Genomic DNA, 16,916 nt, shown 5'->3' with positions numbered 1-16,916 from the left:
TTTAATAGGAGCTTTGATGGAAAAAATTGCGATTCTGATAGATTCAGCATCTGATATAGATTTGGATTTAGCCAAGAAATTAAATGTATATTTTTTACCGCTATATGTAAACTTAGATAGCGAGTATTTTAAAGATAGAGAGGAAATTAGTCCGGATCAATTTTATGATTGGATTAGAAAACATAATAGTTTGCCTAAGACGAGTACAGCATCTCCAGCAGATGCAATAAAAAAATATGAAGAAATTAAAGCTGATGGCTATAATAAAGTAATTGCTATAAGCTTAAGCTCAAAATTTTCAAGTACCTATAATTTAATGAATATGGCCAAGATAGATGGATTGGAAAGCTACGTATTTGATTCTGCTAATCTATCTATGGCAGAAGGATTTTTTGCTATTTATGCACAAAAGTTAATTGATGAAGGCTATTCATTTAATGAAATAATAAATAAATTAGAAGAAAAAAAGAATGACTCCAAGGTGTTTTTTACAATTGATTCATTCAAATACATTGTGGAAGGTGGAAGAGTTCCAAGAAGCTTTGGTAAAATCGGAGATGCTTTGTCAATTAAACCTATAATAACAGTAAATCCAATAGAAGGTGTTTTTAAGCTTTATAAAATGGCTAGAGGAGAAAAGAAATTATTAAAAGAGCTAAGACATCTAGCAGAAAAAGAGATAGATAATGTAAAAGATTACTATATATTTCTATGCCATGGGGGATATGAAGAAGGTATGGATAAGTTAGAGAATAAACTATCAGATATAATAGCTAATGCAAAGGATTATCTTAAAATACAAATTTCCCCAACCTTAGGAGCTAATACTGGACCAGGCTTGTATGGCTTTGGCTTATTTAAATTAGACTAATAAATTATAATTATTATTTGACAAAATGAGAGAATAGTAGTAATATATAGTTCATAGACAACGAAGAAGTACCCAATACTCACCTACCGATTGATAGATTAATATTTGTAGGTTAATAATTTTTAAAGATAAATTTTAAAAATTTAAACGGGTACTTTGTGCCCGCTTTTTTTATGTAATTATACATTGGAGGTATAACTATAAAAGATTTAAGAATAAACAACGAAATTAGAGCTGACAAGGTAAGATTAATTGATGAAAATGGTAACCAAGTAGGTGTAACAACTTTAAGAGATGCACAAGATCGTGCTGATGAGAAAAGACTAGACTTAGTTCTAATGAGTCCACATGCAAAACCACCTGTTACTAGGATAATGGATTACGGTAAGTTCAAATACGATCAAGAAAAGAAAGAAAAAGAAAATAAGAAAAAGCAAAAAAATGCTCAACTTAAAGAAACAAGATTTTCTTTGAATATCGAAGATAATGATTTGCAAACTAAGGCAAATCAAGCTATTAAATTCTTAAATAACGGGGATAAAGTAAAAGTTTCTATAAGATTTAGAGGACGTGAGCTAGGTCGTAAAGAACCAGGCTATGAATTAATGGATAAATTCAAAGATATGCTAGGAGATTCTGCTATAGTTGATAAAAAACCTAAGATGGAAGGTAGATCCTTAGTGATGTTCCTAGAACCAAATACAGAAAAGGGAGAGTAATATGGCTAATAAAAATAAAACAAGAAGATCTGCTGCTAAAAGATTTAAAGTTACAGGCAGTGGAAAAGTAACTAGAAGAAAAGCTTATAAAGGACACTTGACAGCTAAAAAATCACCAGCTAGAAAAAGAAAGCTTAGAAAAGGTACTGTAGTTTCTAAAGCTGATGAAAGAAATGTAAAACAATTATTAGGAATGTAATCTAGGAGGGTAAGAGAAATGGCAAGAGTAAAAAGAGCTACAAACGCAAAGAAAAAGCATAAAAAAGTATTAAAACAAGCTAAGGGATACTACGGTTCAAAGAGCGTTTTATATAGAACAGCTAATCAAGCTGTGATGAAATCATTAAACTATGCTTATATAGGACGTAAACACAGAAAAAGAGATTTTAGAAAATTATGGATTGCAAGAATCAACGCTGCAGCAAGACAAAATGGTACAACTTATTCACAATTGATGGGTAATCTTAAAAAAGCAAACATTGATATTAACAGAAAAATGCTTGCTGAAATTGCTGTAGAAAATCCAGCTGAATTTAGCAAACTAGTAGAACTTGCTAATCAAAATGCCTAATGGTAATAGAATCTACTTCTAATAAAAATTATAAGTATATATCAAAATTAAAAAATAAAAAATACAGGGATGCTGAAAGCTCCTTTATAGTGGAATCAAGAAAATTAGTAGAAGAGGCTATCTCTTCTGCTGATATTGATTTTATTTTTTTATCAGAAAATAATGCTTCTTATAGGACTAACTATCAAAAATTAGTATTATCAGAAAACCTATTTAATAAATTAAGTTCCTTTAAAAATCCGGATGGTTTTGGAGCTGTTGTAAAAAAGAAATCCTCAGATAAGATTACAAATTCTAAAGTTTTACTATTAGATCATTTAAATGATCCTGGTAATATGGGAACTATTGTAAGGAGTGCTGAAGCATTTGGATTTAGCGATATAATAATTACACCTGGTACTGTTGATATATATAATGAAAAAACACTAAGAGCCTCAATGGGCTCAATTTTTAGATTAAATATAAAAGAATGTAATATAGATGAGCTCCATAAGTTAAAAAATACATATAAAATTGTAGCCGCTGATATGAGCGGGTATGATATAAACAAGTGTAAGATAGATGATAATCTAATTCTTGCTATAGGCAATGAGGCAAATGGTCTTAGTGAAGATATAAGAAATCTTACAGATATTTTTGTAAAAATTCCTATGCAAGGCAAAATAGAATCACTAAATGCTGCTATAGCAGCTAGCATTTTAATGAATAAACTTGGCTAATGATTCGGCAAAATAGCTTTACTTACCAGCAAGAAGGGGATGATGAGAGCCTTTCATTATAAGCTTGATATTCACCGATGAAGTTTGATATGAAATAAGTAGTTGATACGTAAAAGCTGCGTTAAAGCTTTAGAGGTGGGTTTATATAACCAATTAAGGTGGTACCGCAGATTTATTAAGATTCTGTCCTTTTATAGGACGGAATTTTTTTATACAAATTTAGGAGAAATAAATGGAAAAAAATTTAAAGGATATTTTGGCCAAAGCAGAACATGAAATAGATTCTGCTTTAAATCTTGATGATTTAGAAAAAGTTAGAGTTACTTATCTTGGTAAAAAAGGTAAGATAACTGATCTTAAGAAAAATATTTCAAATTTGCCAAATGAAGAAAAACCAATGGCAGGCAAGCTAATAAATGAAACTAGTAAAAAGATAGAAAAATCTCTGTCTAAAAAGATTGATGCTGTAAATAAAGAAATACTAGATGCAAAAATTAAGAAAGAAAAGATAGATGTAACAGCTCATTTTGATAAAAATGAAAGTGGACATTTAGCGCTAATTAACCAAACATTAGAAGAACTCGAGTCAATCTTCCAAAATATGGGATTTGATGTTGTAGAAGGGCCAGAAATAGATACTGTTAAAAATGTTTTCGATGATTTAAATTCCCCAGCTGATCATCCAGCACGATCTACATCTGATACTTTCTATATAACTGATGATATACTACTAAGACCACATACATCATCTATGCAAATAAGAGTTATGAATAAAGGTAAACTTCCTATAAAGATGGTTTCAGCAGGTAGAGTTTTTAGAAATGATGAAGTAGATGCTACTCATTCACCAATGTTTCATCAATTAGAGTGTTTAGTAGTAGATGAGGGTGTTTCTATGGCAAATTTAAAGGCAACACTTGAAACATTTATAAAAGAAATGTTTGGAGATGACATAAAATTAAGATATAGACCACATCATTTTCCATTTACTGAGCCATCTTTAGAAGTAGATGCAACTTGTCCAGTTTGTAGAGGAGAAGGGTGTCCAGCATGTGGAAATACTGGTTGGTCAATGGAACTTTTAGGCGGAGGCATGGTTCATCCAAAAGTTCTTGAGGCATGTGGTATAGATAGCGAGAAATACACAGGATTTGCTTTTGGACTTGGAGTTGATAGGATAGCTATGGTTAAATATGGCTTAGATGATATTAGATTACTATATGATAATGACAAAAGATTCTTGGAACAATTTTAGGAGATAAGATGTTAGTACCTTTAATTTGGCAAAAAGATTATATAAATATTGATAAAGATTTAAAAACAATAACTGATAGACTATCAGAGACAGGATCACATGTAGAAGAAGTAAATACAATCACAAGTGATCTAAAATCTGTAGTAGTAGGTCATGTATTAAAGCAAGAAAAACATCCAGATGCAGATAGATTAAAAGTTTTGACAATTGATATAGGAGAAGATAGACATAGTACAATAATAACAGCTGCTCCAAATACAAAAGAAGGGGATTATCTATTTGTAATTAAAAGTGGAACTAAGCTAGATAATGGAGATTACATAGAAGATCATGAATTTTTTGGAATCAATTCGGAAGGTATGCTAACTTCATATGCAGAGCTCGGCTATTCTGATAATGTTATACCAAAAGAATTTAAAGATGGAGTTATAATTCTACCAGAAGAAGTAAAACCAGGTACACCAGTAAGTGAAGTTTTAAATTCGAACACTCCTGTAATAGAATATGAAATTACTCCAAATAGAGCTGACTGCCTATCAATTATAGGAATGGCAAGAGAGACAGCTGCAAGCTTTGGTGAAAAAATAATATTGCCAGACTTAGAATATCCAACAGTTGATGAAAATATTTTTGATTACGTAGATACTGTTACAATAGAAAGTGATAAATGCAATAGATTTACAGCTAGAGTCGCAAAAAATATTAAAGTTGGCAAATCCCCTCAATGGCTACAAAATTATTTAATCTTAGCTGGAATGCGTCCAATAAATAATATAGTTGATATTACTAACTTTGTAATGCTTGAAACTGGTCAACCACTCCATGCTTATGATTTAGATAAGCTAAAAGATAAAAAAATCATAGCAAGAGATGCAAAAGAAGGTGAAGTTCTCACAACTATAGACGGTAAAGAAAGAAAATTAGATCCTTCAATGCTAGTTATTTCAGATGGTAACAGGCCTATAAGTCTTGCAGGAGTTATGGGTGGTTTTGATACTGAAGTTACAAGTGAAACGAAAAATATCCTACTAGAAGTAGCTAATTTCGATAGGGCTAGCGTTAGAGAAACATCTAAAAAATTGGGTCTTAGAAGTGAGGCTTCAACAAGATTTGAAAAGGGACTTCCAGTTGAAATGGCTGATATAGCGTCAAAACGTGCTATGAAACTTATTTCGGATTTAGAAATAGGTGAAATAATAGATGGTATAATCGATGAAGGAGAAAAGAGTCCTAAAGATAAAATTATAGATCTTAGAATATCAAGGTTAAATGCTTTAACAGGAGTAGACTTTAGTAGAGAAGAAGCTATTCGAAATTTAGAACTTCTAGAATTTGGAGTAGAAGAGAAAGGTAGTGATACTCTTGCTGTAAAAGTACCGTTCTTTAGAATGGATATTGATTTAGAAGCAGACCTTATTGAAGAAGTTGTTAGACTTTATGGTATGGGAAATATTGAATCTAAGCCTTTAAGATCAACTTTACAAAGAGGGATCAGAAGTGAATCTAGACTTTTAAGAGATGAGCTTAAAAAAGAATTAGCTGGACAGAAGTTCTCGGAAATAGCTACCTATTCATTTATTTCACCTAGAGTGTTTGATAGGATGGGGCTTGATGAAAAATCCGAACTTAGAAATTATATAAGTCTAGTAAATGCTCTTGGGGAAGACTTTTCTATAATGAGAACTACTCAAATCTCAAATATGTTAGATGTAATTGCAAAAAATATAAATCGTGGTGCAAAAGACCTAAAACTATTTGAACTTGGTAAAACTTTTAAAAAAGCAAGAAAAGATCTACCAAATGAAAATGACACCTTGACTATAGGACTTTATGGTTCATATAACTTCTATGATTTAAAAGATATTTTTAATGAAGTAATGAAAAAAGTTGGATTTAAAAACTTTAACTATAAGACAAATGAAACTAATCCAATATTTCATGCGGGTAGATGTGCAGATATATACTACGATGATATAAGTATAGGTACTATAGGAGAAATTTCCTATCAAGTTCGCAATGAATATGATATTAGCAAAGGATGTTTAATTTTAGAAGTAGATTTATCAAAAATAAAAGATAAAAGAATAAAAAATAGGAAATATACGGAAATTCCCAAATATCCAGCAATAACACGAGATTATTCTTTTGTAACAGATAAAGATATTGAATCTAAATTTATAGAAGATACAATTATTAATAATGGTAAAGGATTAGTAAAAACTATTGAATTATTTGATATTTATACAGGTGATCAAATAGAAGAAGATAAAAAATCTATATCTTACAAAGTAGAATATAGAACTAATGATAAAACTTTAAAAGAAGAAGATATAAAAGATATAGAAGAAAAAATCATTAATGACTTAAACGATGCAAATATTGTATTACGTAGTTAGGAGTAATAGTGACTGAGAAAAAAGTTCAGGTTGAAATTAATGGTATAAGCTACACCCTTATAACTGATGAAAGTGAAGAACATATTAGGGAAATAGCATCATATGTTGGCAAAAAAATAAATGAAGCAAAGGCTGATAATTTAAGCTATGATAAAGAGCTAGTATTAACAAGCCTTAATATAGCAAATGATCTCTTTAATGTAGGAAATAAATATAAAAGATTAAAAGAAGATTCAGCTGAAGCGGTTGAAAAATTCCCTTCTTTAGTCGAAAATTACAAAAAAGCAATTGATCATAATGATCAATTAATTGAAAGAGTAAATCAACTAAGTCAACAAAATGAATCTTTAGAAAATAAAAAAAATGATTTAGAAAAACAAATTAAATCAAATGAAGAAAGTGATAAACTTATAGAAAAGCTTAGAAATGAAGCTAAGAGACTCCAACAAGAAGCTGCAAGTTTAAAGGCAGAAAACGAACAATTGAAAGGCAAACTTTAATGGGTAAAACCGAAATACTAGCACCAGTAGGTAACTATTCTATGCTTGAAGCAGGAATAGCCGCAGGTGCTAGCTGCTTTTATCTAGCTTTAGATGATTTTGGAGCTAGAGCTTATGCTAAAAATTTCACTCTCGATAGTATAAAAAATGTAGTAGAGTATATTCATTTATTTGACAAAAAAGTCTTTATAACTATGAATATCCTTATAAAAGATTCTGAAATATCAAAAGCTGTAGAATATGTTGAAAAATTATATGAATACGGAGTAGATGGTCTAATTATTCAGGATTTGGGATTTTTCTCTATTATAAAAGATAAAGTTCCTGGAATGAGTTTACATGCATCTACACAGATGGCTGTAAGAGAATATAACGGAGCAAGTTACTTAAAAAAATTAGGGTTTGATAGAATAGTTATAGCCCGCGAAACTCCTATTGAAGAGATTAAAAAGATTGCTAGTCTTGAAGTGGAAACAGAAGTATTTGTTCACGGATCTTTATGCGTATCTTATTCTGGTGAATGTTTAATGAGTTCATATTTTGGAGGCCGTTCTGCAAATAGGGGCAGATGTGCAGGACCATGTAGACAAAAATATGAATTGATTTCAAATGATAAGAATCTAGGTAAAGATTATTATTTAAATATGAAAGACTTAAATGTAATTGATAAACTAGATGAACTTTTGCCTATAGGAATTGACTGTCTAAAAATTGAAGGTCGAATGAAAACTCCGGAGTATGTTTATACGACGGTAAAAAATTATAAAAGTAAAATTGATAAAAATATTTACAATAAAGATGACATATTAGATTCTTCAAATAGAGGTTACACTAGAGGATTTATATTTGATCAAAATATTAATTATGTACTATTAAAAGATGATCTAAATCATCGTAGTATTGGCAAAGTAAAATATTCTAATTTAGGTAAATATTTTATAAGTGATTCTAATTTATCGTTGGGTGATAATTTGGAAATTACAACTAAAAGAGGGAAAAAACTTCCTTTTACTACCACAAAAGCTTATAAAAAGGGAGATAAAATATTTCTAGAAAAATATAAAGATGCCTTGGTTAATTCAGATGTTTTACTTTTAAATTCTACAAGACTTAAAGATTCCTTAAAAGAAGGTCTAAATTCATATAAATCTCTACCAGTAAAAATAGATTTTATTGCGAGTGTAGGAGAATATCCTAAGCTTACTATAAGTTATAAAGATAAGAAAGTAAGTTATGTTCATGATGTAATTTGCGAAAAAGCTAAAAATATTTCTTTAACTGAAGATAGCATAAGAGAAAATTTAGATAAATTTAATGATGAAATATTTATGCCTAGCAAAATAAATATTAATATCCAAGATAATATATTCCTTAGAAAAAAAGATATAAACGAGTGTCGTAGAAAGTCTATAGATCTGTTGAAAAATACTATATTAGAAGATTATCACAGAGATAGTATTGATATTCATATTCCTAAACTTAGAAATAATAAAAAAAATAAATTTGAAAAAAATATAGAATTACTAACAAATAATATTTCAAAAGATTTGTTGGAAGACTTTGATAATATTTATCTAAGATCTTACGATAAAGAGTATAAGAACTTTAATTTATATTTAAACTTAGACTCTCATGACGAATATGATATAGATGAGCTAATAGACTACTTAAAAAGGTACAATTTTAAAGGTGTTATTTTTAATAATTATCGTGATTTAAACTTTATTGAAGATTTTAGGAAAAATGGATTTTCAATAAGGATAGGTAGATATCTTAATGTATTTAATTCTTATACTTTAGATTTTTATAGTGATTTTTCTGAAATGATTTGTATTAGTAGTGAAGCTGACCTTGATTTTATTAATAAAAATGACGGAAATTATCCTTTAGAAGTTCTATCATATGGCAGAGTGGAACTTATGAATATGCGTCATTGTCCATTTTCTACTATAAAAAAATGTGAGCTTAAAGGTTGTTCTACTTGTAAGTTTAATGAAGGCAAGCTTAAATCAAAAGAGGGTGCCATGATGAAAATAATTCGTTATGATAACTATTCAAAAATTTATCCAGATCAAGCTACAATTTTTGATAAGTATCAATTTAATGAAAATATATCAATTCTATATTCTGTAATGAGTGATGAAGATTTGCTTGATATAAATAGTGTAAAAAATCGTAATTCTTATACTAGAGGGGTGATCTAATGCAAGAAAGAACTTTAGAAGTTTTAGAGTACAAAAAAATTTTAGAAAGATTAGCGAAAGAAGCTCGCTCTAAGCTAGTAAAAAAACAAATATTAAATTTATTACCTCTTAACGATTATGATCAAATTAGCGAAGAGTTAGATAATACAGCTCAGATGGTAGGCGTTATAAGTAGATTTGGTAATATAGATCTTTTTGGTCTATTTGATTTTACAGATATGATTACTTATGTGAGAAAAAATGGAGTCCTTGAGCCTTATGAACTTTTAAAAGTAAATGATCTATTAAGAGTTTCATACTATCTAAAAGATTATGGAAAAGATATAGAAGAGCCTTATATAAAAGATTTGTTTAATAGAATTAGTACAAATGATTTTATAAGAAATGAAATCGAGCGTTCTATTATCAGCCAAGATGAAATAGCTGATAATGCATCAAGAGAGCTTAGAAATATACGCAGGCAAAAGGAGCGAAAGGAAAGCGACATCAAAGCTAAAATGAACTCCTATATTACTAATCCAAGGTATGATGATGCTTTGCAAGATAAGGTGGTTTCAATAAGAGATGGTCGATATGTAATACCAGTTAAGACAAACAAAAAGTCTTCAATTGGGGGTATTATTCACGATAAAAGCTCTAGTGGAAATACCATATTTGTAGAGCCATCGGCAATTGTGGAGCTAAATAATCAGCTAAAGGACTTAGATCTTAAAGAAGATGATGAAATAAGAAGAATACTTGATAGACTTTCAAGATTTGTAGAAGAATTTGATGTTGAGATTCTAGAAAATCAAAAGCTCATTTCAAGGATTGATTTCTTGGCAGCTAAAGCAAAATTTGCAATAAACAATGAATATACTAGACCAAAAATAAATGCTGATAAAATTATTAGATTAAACCAAGCTCGACATCCACTATTAAAAGGCAAAGTAGTACCAATAGATGTAATTATAGGTGGAGATTATAAAACTTTAATAATTACAGGCCCAAATACCGGTGGTAAAACAGTGTCTTTAAAGACAGTTGGACTTATAACTCTTATGGCTCAGACAGGTCTTTATATACCTGCTGAAGAAAATAGCTTGGTAAATATTTTTGATGATGTTTTTGTAGATATAGGGGATACTCAATCAATAGAGATGAGTCTATCTACTTTTTCGGCTTCTCTTACAAAAATAGTGGATATTACTAATAAGGCAAGTGAACGTTCCTTAGTATTATTAGATGAAGTAGGATCTGGAACTGATCCGGTTGAAGGTGCAGCCCTTGCTATCTCTATATTAGATTATCTTAGAAAAAAAGACATAATGACTTTTGCTACAACTCACTATAGTGAACTAAAATATTATGCTGTAGAAACTCCAGGTGTTATGAATGCATCTGTAGAATTCGATGTAAATACTCTATCTCCTACTTATAAATTAGAAATAGGAACTCCAGGGAAATCTAATGCTTTTGAAATATCTAAAAGACTTGGACTTGATGAAGAGATTCTTAAAAATGCTTACAATTTACTAGGTGAAGATACTAAAAATGTAAATAAGATTTTAGAAAAGATAGAAGAAGATAGAGATGAATTGGAGTTAAAGAATCAAGAAATAGATAAATATAAAAGAGAAATTCAAAAGATAAAAAAAGAACTTGAAGAAAAATCAAAAGAAGTAGGTAAGAAACAAGCTGCTATTATAAGAGAGGCTGAAGATAAGGCTAATGTTATATTAGAAAAAGCTAATAATGAATCTCAAGCTATGCTTAAGGAAGCTAAGAAAAGTAGAAATGCCAATACATCTGATATAGATAGAAGCCTTAATAATATTAGAAATAGATACAAAGACAATAAGATTGAACGTAGGGGCAAAGGTCTTAAAATTGGAAAATCCAATGATATACCAGAAGAATTAAAATTAGGAGATATGGTAATAATTGAAGGAATAAATGAAAAAGCTGAAGTTATCTCCGAACCAGATGATAGGGGAAATATTAAACTTCAAATGGGAATTTTAAAAATGGACTCTAATATAAAAAATGTTACCAAGATACAAAGCCAAGATAAAACGGAAAAGAATATCAATAAAGTGTATAATGCTAAAAAAGCAATGAATATTTCCCCTACACTAGATTTGCGTGGGCAAAGATATGATGATGCTATGAGGAATCTGGATAAATATCTTGATGATGCTATGCTTGCAGGTTTATCTAAGGCAAAAATTATACACGGCAAGGGTACTGGTGCTTTAATAAATGGAGTTACAGAAAATTTAAAAAATGACAAGAGAATTGCTGATTATAGATTAGGTGATGATAAGGAAGGTGGCTATGGAGTTACTATAGTTACTTTTGAATAAGATTAGCAAGGCAGGAGGATTAATGAAAGATTTTAAAGAATTAATTGCAAAAAAATTAGAAGAAAAAGAGTTAGGATTATCTTATGATGAGATTTATAATTTAATAGAGATCCCACCACGAGATGATATGGGTGATTATTCCTTTCCTTGCTTTAGCTTAGCTAAAACTTTAAGAAAAAATCCAGCTATAATAGCAAGTGATTTAAGTAAGGATATAAAAATAGAAAATTTTTTAAAAATTGAAAGTCTAAATGCTTACTTAAATTTTTTTGTAGATAGAAATTACTATCAAAATGAAATCTTAAATGAGATTTTAGAAAAAAAAGAGGAATTTGGGAAGACAAATGAAGGTGAGGGTAAGACTGTAGTAATAGATTTTTCTTCAGTAAATATTGCTAAACCCTTTCATATAGGTCATATTAGATCAACAGTAATTGGAGATGCTATACGAAACATTCATGAATTTTTAGGATATGAAGTTGTAGCTACTAATTATTTAGGTGATTATGGTACTCAATTTGGGACTATGATTGCAGCTTTTAAGCTTTGGGGTGATAGGCAAGCTATTAATTCTGATCCTATCAATGAGCTCTTAAAATTATATGTAAGATATAATACAGAAGCTAGCGAAAATCCACTGATGATGGACACTGCACGTAAAGAGTTTAAAAATCTTGAAGATGGAGAAGAAGAAGCTACTAAACTTTGGCAATGGTTTAAGGATATTTCCTTAAAAGAGTTTGAGAGAGTTTACGAGCTTTTAGATATAGAATTTGATAATTACAATGGTGAAAGTTATAACTCACAATATATTCCAGAAACTTTAGAATTATTAAAAGAAAAAAATCTTTTGGTAGAAAGTGATGGAGCACAAATAGTTGATCTAAGTCCATATGATTTGACTCCAGCTATTATAATAAAGAGTAATGGATCTAGTTCATATATTACGCGTGATATCGGTACAGCTATTAATCGTAAGGAAAATTATGACTTCACAAAAAATATTTATGTAGTAGCTACTCAACAAAATTTACATTATCAACAGCTTAGAAAAATCTTAGAACTTATGGGATATGAATGGTGGGATGATGATATACATGTAGCTTTTGGTATGGTAAGTCTTAAAGATCAAACAATGTCTACTCGAAAGGGACAAGTAGTATTTTTAGAAGATGTTTTAAACAAAGCTATAGATAAAACAAAATCCATCATGGAAGAAAGAAATAGTGACGTAGAAGATATAGATAAGACTTCTAAGATAATAGGTATAGGAGCTGTGAAGTTCCAAGAATTATACAATAATAGAATAAAAGACTATGTATTCGATTGGGATGAAGTATTAAATTTTGATGGTGAAACGGGTCCATACGTTCAGTACACATATGCTCGTGCTAAGTCTGTTTTAAGAAAAGCAGGTATAGAGACTTTCAGCGTAACTGAATTTAGTAATCTAACTACAGATGAAGAGTTTAATTTAGTAAAAAATCTTGCAGGATTTGAACAAGTAGTAAGTAGAGCGTGTGAAAAATATGAGCCATCTTTACTTACAAGGCATATAACAGAGATTGCAAAATCTTTTAATAAATTTTATAATTCATCTCAAATTATGGTAGAAGATGAAAATATTAAAAATGAAAGACTTGCCCTAACTTATGCTACAGCTCTTGTTATAAAGTCAGGATTAAGTTTACTCGGCATTAAAACAGTGGAGAAGATGTAATGAATGATAGGTTAAAAGATTTCGGTGAAATTTACAGTCAGGCATTTAAAGAAAGCTTTTCTAAGATTAATAAAGTTTATGTTGCCTTTATAGTTATTTTAATTAGAGCATTTTTTGAAAATTATAGGTTTATAGGAATGTTTGGAGGAAATAGGATAGGTGGGCTTATAAACTATTTTTTGGATGCAGCTTTACTTAGTTTTGTTATTCAAGCTTTAAAATCCTATGTGGTTTATGGCAACTCCGGAAAAAAATCTATTGCTAATTCCTTATCTAATTTTTGGCAACCAGTGCTAAGCTCATTATTTTTTGTTTATTTAATAGAAATACTTATTAGCTTTATAGGGACAGGATTACCATCAAATATATATATGATATTGTTATTAGTATTTGAATTTGCAACATCTGCTTTACCAGAAGAAATTTATATTAATGGGAAAAGTGGATTTGAGTCACTCAAACAATCTGCTAAATTTGTATGTGACAATATCTTAACTTATGGACTATTTACAATTATATTTATATTAATAAAGTTTTATATTAACTACAATTTAGCTTATAGTTATCAAGTTGGAAATAGTAGATTTTTATATGTTTTATTATTAGGATTTATTGAAACATTTTTTTATGTAGTAAGGGGTCACTTGTTTAAACTTTTAAACCATCATTCCTATAGACAAAGAAAATTCATGAGAGGATATTAGATGAGATTAGATAATTATTTTATAAAATTTACAAATAATTTAGCCTATCTTGATTTAAAGGAATCTGCTGATTATGAATTATTAAACGATTTACCATTACCTATATATGTAAGTGATATGCAAAGTGGAATACTGACAGGCCAGATGGCTGATAAAATTGATGTAGAAAATTTCTTGCAAGGAATGCTAATAAATATTGGAGCGGATCCAGAATTTATACACAATGAAGAGTATAAGAGTATAATTGCTCACTATATTCCAGATGTAAGTAAATATACTGCTTCAATTTCTTTAAATATTGCTGATGAAGATATAGATAAAGCCTTACTTTTATTAAGAGCAGGTTACTTGCTAAATCCATTAGATAATTATAATGCTTATCTTTATGCAAGATTGCTTTGGCCAAGAGCTTATGAGGTAGAGGATAAATTCAAAGATGACTTTATAAGAGAATCTTTAGAAATTTTACAAAGTATACTAAATAAAGATAACAACTTTGCTATAGCTTATTATGAATTAGGTAATATATATGCAAATTTAGGCGAATATGTAAAATCACGTAATTATTATAATAATGCTTTGCGAAAGACTGACACTGATGAAGCTTGTAATGAAATTAGGGATAGACTAAGTGAAATAAATGATAATGCCGAGATAGAAGAAGCTCTTTATTTTATTGGTAAGGGTAATTATAATGAAGCCATTATAAAGCTTACGGGATTGTTGTCTAATAAAAAACGAGCAGATGCATACTATTATTTAGGAGTTGCTTATCAAAATATAGAACAATACGAGAATTCTATAATGGCTTTTGAAAATTCATTAGACTCTGGTGCTGAATTTAGAGAACTATATAATGATTATGCAATTTCCTTATATGTTAGTGGAAAAGAAATAGAAGCTTTAGATTTAATAGATGAGGGTCTTTTAAAGTACCCATCTGACCCTAGGCTTGCTTATAATAAAATTCAAATAAATTTAACCTTGGGAAATTTATCAAGGGCAAAAGAGGATATAGAAGAATTACTTACTTTTGACGATTTGAGTGATGAGATTAGAGCAAATTTAATGACAATTAAAAATCAGTTTAAAATATAAGACCTTTCGAGGTCTTTTTACTTATAAAAAAAGAGGAATAATGATAATAATTAGAAATATAATTCTTGAAAGTGATAATGAAAATAAACTAAGAGCAAAGATTGCAAAATTAATAAGGAAAGATAATTTTGACTTTGAAATCTATAGAAAATCAATCGATTCTAGAAAGGGAATCAAGTTTTCATATCAAGTACTTGTTGATATTGATCCTACAGATAAAGAATTAAAAAAAATAAAGGATGCAGATAGATTTGAGTTTAAGAAATCAAATGTTAAGGTAAATAATCCACCAGATGAAGTCAGTATAGTAGGATCAGGGCCATCAGGATTGTTTACGGCTTATGTTTTAGCTAAAAATGGTGTCAAGGTAAAAATCTATGAGAGAGGTGAAGCTATAGAAGATAGAATAAACACTATCGAAAAATTTAAAAATAGTGGAATACTTAATCCAGAAAGTAATATCCAGTTTGGAGAAGGTGGAGCAGGAACATATTCTGATGGTAAACTTACAGCAAGAAGCAAAGATCCTAGAGTAAGATTAGTTTTAGAAACTTTTCATAAATATGGCGCACCTGATGATATCATGATAGATGCAAAGCCACATATAGGAACTGATTTATTGCGTGAAGTTATTATAAATATGAGAGAAGAGATAGAAGAATTAGGTGGAGAATTTTATTTTTCTCATAAGATGGAAGATCTAAAAATCAAAGATGGAAAAGTGGAAGAAGTAGTTATTAACAGTAATAGATATAAAAGTGGGGCCTATGTATTAGCATTAGGACATTCAGCTCGTGATAGCTTTGAAATGCTTAGTGATAAGATATCCATGGAAAATAAAAACTTTGCAGTAGGATTTAGAATAGAGCACAAAAGAGAAACTATAAACAATGCTCAATATAATGGAAAAAATACAGATATAGAAGGTAGTATATTACCAGCAGCTTCTTATAATCTTTCTTATAATGATAAAAAAAACGGTTTATCAGCATATACCTTTTGTATGTGTCCAGGGGGATACGTAGTAAATGCATCAAGCGAAGAAGAAATGACCTGTGTAAATGGTATGAGTTATCACGCACGTAATGGAGAAAACTCAAATTCAGCAATAATAGCAACAGTTGGTGAAGAAATTTATGGGCGTGAGCTTTTAGATGGGATGAGATTTCAAAGAGAAGTTGAAAAGAAAGCCTATCAGTTAGGTAAAGGAAGTGTTCCAGTCCAAAGATTTATAGATTATAAAAATAATAGAACAAGCGAAAGCTATGGAAGTATAAAGCCATCATTAGAATCATCCTATGAATTAGCAAATTTAAGAGGTTTATATCCAAAAGAAATTGAAAGTACACTTATAAAAGCAATAGATTATATGGGAAATAAAATAAATGGATTTGATGATGAAGATGCAATACTCTCAGCTGCAGAAACACGTTCATCTTCTCCTATAAGGATGTTAAGAGATAAAGAAAATAAGGCTGTTTACATAGATAATTTATATGTGGTAGGAGAAGGAAGTGGATACTCTGGAGGGATAGTATCTTCTGCTGTTGATGGTATAAAAACAGCAGAGAAGATATTAGAAAGAAAAAAGTAAAAAAGATTTGACAAAAAAAATAAAGTCTGTATAATAGTAAAAGTCGACACCGCAAAGATGCCAAGAGGTTTTAAAAGAAAAATAAAAAAACACTTGACACAATATCAAAAAGGTGATAGACTAAGTAAAGTCGAAACAGTTAATTTGTAAAGCCGAGTAAACTTTTTGTAAAAATATTTTAAAAAAAGTTGACAAAGCAAAAATTAAGTGGTAGACTAAT

At 29.6% G+C, this 16,916-nt stretch carries 14 protein-coding genes; all 14 read left to right on the top strand.

From position 1 onward, the window contains the following. Positions 1 to 16 precede the first annotated feature (16 nt). The 14 genes from J2Z39_RS04850 (at position 17) to J2Z39_RS04785 (ending at position 16,696) form a co-directional block, all read left to right on the top strand. On the top strand, positions 17 to 871 hold the full coding sequence (locus tag J2Z39_RS04850; protein WP_117521723.1) for a DegV family protein: 855 nt from the start codon (positions 17 to 19) through the stop codon (positions 869 to 871). A 185-nt stretch (positions 872 to 1,056) separates the two neighbouring features. Continuing rightward, positions 1,057 to 1,590: a translation initiation factor IF-3 gene (infC, locus tag J2Z39_RS04845; protein ID WP_117521722.1), complete on the top strand. Its 534-nt coding sequence runs from the start codon at positions 1,057 to 1,059 to the stop codon at positions 1,588 to 1,590. A 1-nt stretch (position 1,591) separates the two neighbouring features. Next, the gene (gene rpmI / locus J2Z39_RS04840; protein ID WP_117521721.1) at positions 1,592 to 1,789 is read left to right on the top strand and encodes a 50S ribosomal protein L35; all 198 of its coding nucleotides are present in this window, start codon (positions 1,592 to 1,594) and stop codon (positions 1,787 to 1,789) included. An 18-nt stretch (positions 1,790 to 1,807) separates the two neighbouring features. After that, entirely contained in the window at positions 1,808 to 2,161 is a 354-nt protein-coding gene (gene rplT, locus J2Z39_RS04835) for a 50S ribosomal protein L20 (RefSeq protein WP_117521720.1), read from the top strand. After that, positions 2,161 to 2,880 (top strand): TrmH family RNA methyltransferase, encoded by a 720-nt coding sequence (locus tag J2Z39_RS04830; protein WP_209814043.1) that lies wholly within the window; start codon positions 2,161 to 2,163, stop codon positions 2,878 to 2,880. Before rplT ends, J2Z39_RS04830 begins: the two co-directional genes overlap by 1 nt. Positions 2,881 to 3,112: 232 nt before the next feature. Further along, positions 3,113 to 4,135: a phenylalanine--tRNA ligase subunit alpha gene (gene pheS, locus J2Z39_RS04825; protein ID WP_117521718.1), complete on the top strand. Its 1,023-nt coding sequence runs from the start codon at positions 3,113 to 3,115 to the stop codon at positions 4,133 to 4,135. Between the two features lie 8 nt (positions 4,136 to 4,143). After that, positions 4,144 to 6,531, top strand: coding sequence for a phenylalanine--tRNA ligase subunit beta (pheT, locus tag J2Z39_RS04820; protein WP_209814041.1), 2,388 nt, complete (start codon positions 4,144 to 4,146; stop codon positions 6,529 to 6,531). An 8-nt stretch (positions 6,532 to 6,539) separates the two neighbouring features. Beyond that, positions 6,540 to 7,031, top strand: a complete 492-nt coding sequence (locus tag J2Z39_RS04815) for a cell division protein ZapA (RefSeq protein WP_181965129.1) — start codon at positions 6,540 to 6,542, stop codon at positions 7,029 to 7,031. Beyond that, complete coding sequence (locus J2Z39_RS04810; RefSeq protein ID WP_209814039.1) at positions 7,031 to 9,235, top strand: peptidase U32 family protein; 2,205 nt, start codon at positions 7,031 to 7,033, stop codon at positions 9,233 to 9,235. Before J2Z39_RS04815 ends, J2Z39_RS04810 begins: the two co-directional genes overlap by 1 nt. Next, on the top strand, positions 9,235 to 11,580 hold the full coding sequence (locus tag J2Z39_RS04805; protein WP_209814038.1) for an endonuclease MutS2: 2,346 nt from the start codon (positions 9,235 to 9,237) through the stop codon (positions 11,578 to 11,580). The genes J2Z39_RS04810 and J2Z39_RS04805 overlap by 1 nt, the downstream gene beginning before the upstream one ends. 22 nt (positions 11,581 to 11,602) lie before the next feature. Continuing rightward, positions 11,603 to 13,300, top strand: a complete 1,698-nt coding sequence (gene argS, locus J2Z39_RS04800; RefSeq protein ID WP_209814037.1) for an arginine--tRNA ligase — start codon at positions 11,603 to 11,605, stop codon at positions 13,298 to 13,300. Beyond that, a complete protein-coding gene (locus J2Z39_RS04795; protein WP_117521712.1) occupies positions 13,300 to 14,004 on the top strand; it encodes a hypothetical protein in 705 nt (234 codons plus the stop codon). Before argS ends, J2Z39_RS04795 begins: the two co-directional genes overlap by 1 nt. Next, positions 14,005 to 15,102: a tetratricopeptide repeat protein gene (locus tag J2Z39_RS04790; RefSeq protein WP_117521711.1), complete on the top strand. Its 1,098-nt coding sequence runs from the start codon at positions 14,005 to 14,007 to the stop codon at positions 15,100 to 15,102. A gap of 40 nt (positions 15,103 to 15,142) precedes the next feature. Beyond that, positions 15,143 to 16,696: an FAD-dependent protein gene (locus tag J2Z39_RS04785; RefSeq protein WP_209814036.1), complete on the top strand. Its 1,554-nt coding sequence runs from the start codon at positions 15,143 to 15,145 to the stop codon at positions 16,694 to 16,696. Positions 16,697 to 16,916 lie beyond the last annotated feature (220 nt).

Origin of the sequence: Anaerococcus nagyae, from assembly GCF_017874535.1 — a bacterium.
GTDB lineage: Bacteria > Bacillota > Clostridia > Tissierellales > Peptoniphilaceae > Anaerococcus > Anaerococcus nagyae.
This window is presented reverse-complemented; position numbering and strand designations above follow the sequence as displayed.

What these genes read in the sequence shown, in the direction of transcription:
- argS (WP_209814037.1), top strand. Translation starts at nt 11,603, where the DNA reads ATGAAAGATTTTAAAGAATTAATTGCAAAAAAATTAGAAGAAAAAGAG.
- pheS (WP_117521718.1), top strand. Translation starts at nt 3,113, where the DNA reads ATGGAAAAAAATTTAAAGGATATTTTGGCCAAAGCAGAACATGAAATA.
- J2Z39_RS04785 (WP_209814036.1), top strand. Translation starts at nt 15,143, where the DNA reads ATGATAATAATTAGAAATATAATTCTTGAAAGTGATAATGAAAATAAA.
- rpmI (WP_117521721.1), top strand. Translation starts at nt 1,592, where the DNA reads ATGGCTAATAAAAATAAAACAAGAAGATCTGCTGCTAAAAGATTTAAA.
- J2Z39_RS04795 (WP_117521712.1), top strand. Translation starts at nt 13,300, where the DNA reads ATGAATGATAGGTTAAAAGATTTCGGTGAAATTTACAGTCAGGCATTT.
- J2Z39_RS04790 (WP_117521711.1), top strand. Translation starts at nt 14,005, where the DNA reads ATGAGATTAGATAATTATTTTATAAAATTTACAAATAATTTAGCCTAT.
- pheT (WP_209814041.1), top strand. Translation starts at nt 4,144, where the DNA reads ATGTTAGTACCTTTAATTTGGCAAAAAGATTATATAAATATTGATAAA.
- J2Z39_RS04850 (WP_117521723.1), top strand. Translation starts at nt 17, where the DNA reads ATGGAAAAAATTGCGATTCTGATAGATTCAGCATCTGATATAGATTTG.
- J2Z39_RS04830 (WP_209814043.1), top strand. Translation starts at nt 2,161, where the DNA reads ATGGTAATAGAATCTACTTCTAATAAAAATTATAAGTATATATCAAAA.
- J2Z39_RS04805 (WP_209814038.1), top strand. Translation starts at nt 9,235, where the DNA reads ATGCAAGAAAGAACTTTAGAAGTTTTAGAGTACAAAAAAATTTTAGAA.
- rplT (WP_117521720.1), top strand. Translation starts at nt 1,808, where the DNA reads ATGGCAAGAGTAAAAAGAGCTACAAACGCAAAGAAAAAGCATAAAAAA.
- J2Z39_RS04810 (WP_209814039.1), top strand. Translation starts at nt 7,031, where the DNA reads ATGGGTAAAACCGAAATACTAGCACCAGTAGGTAACTATTCTATGCTT.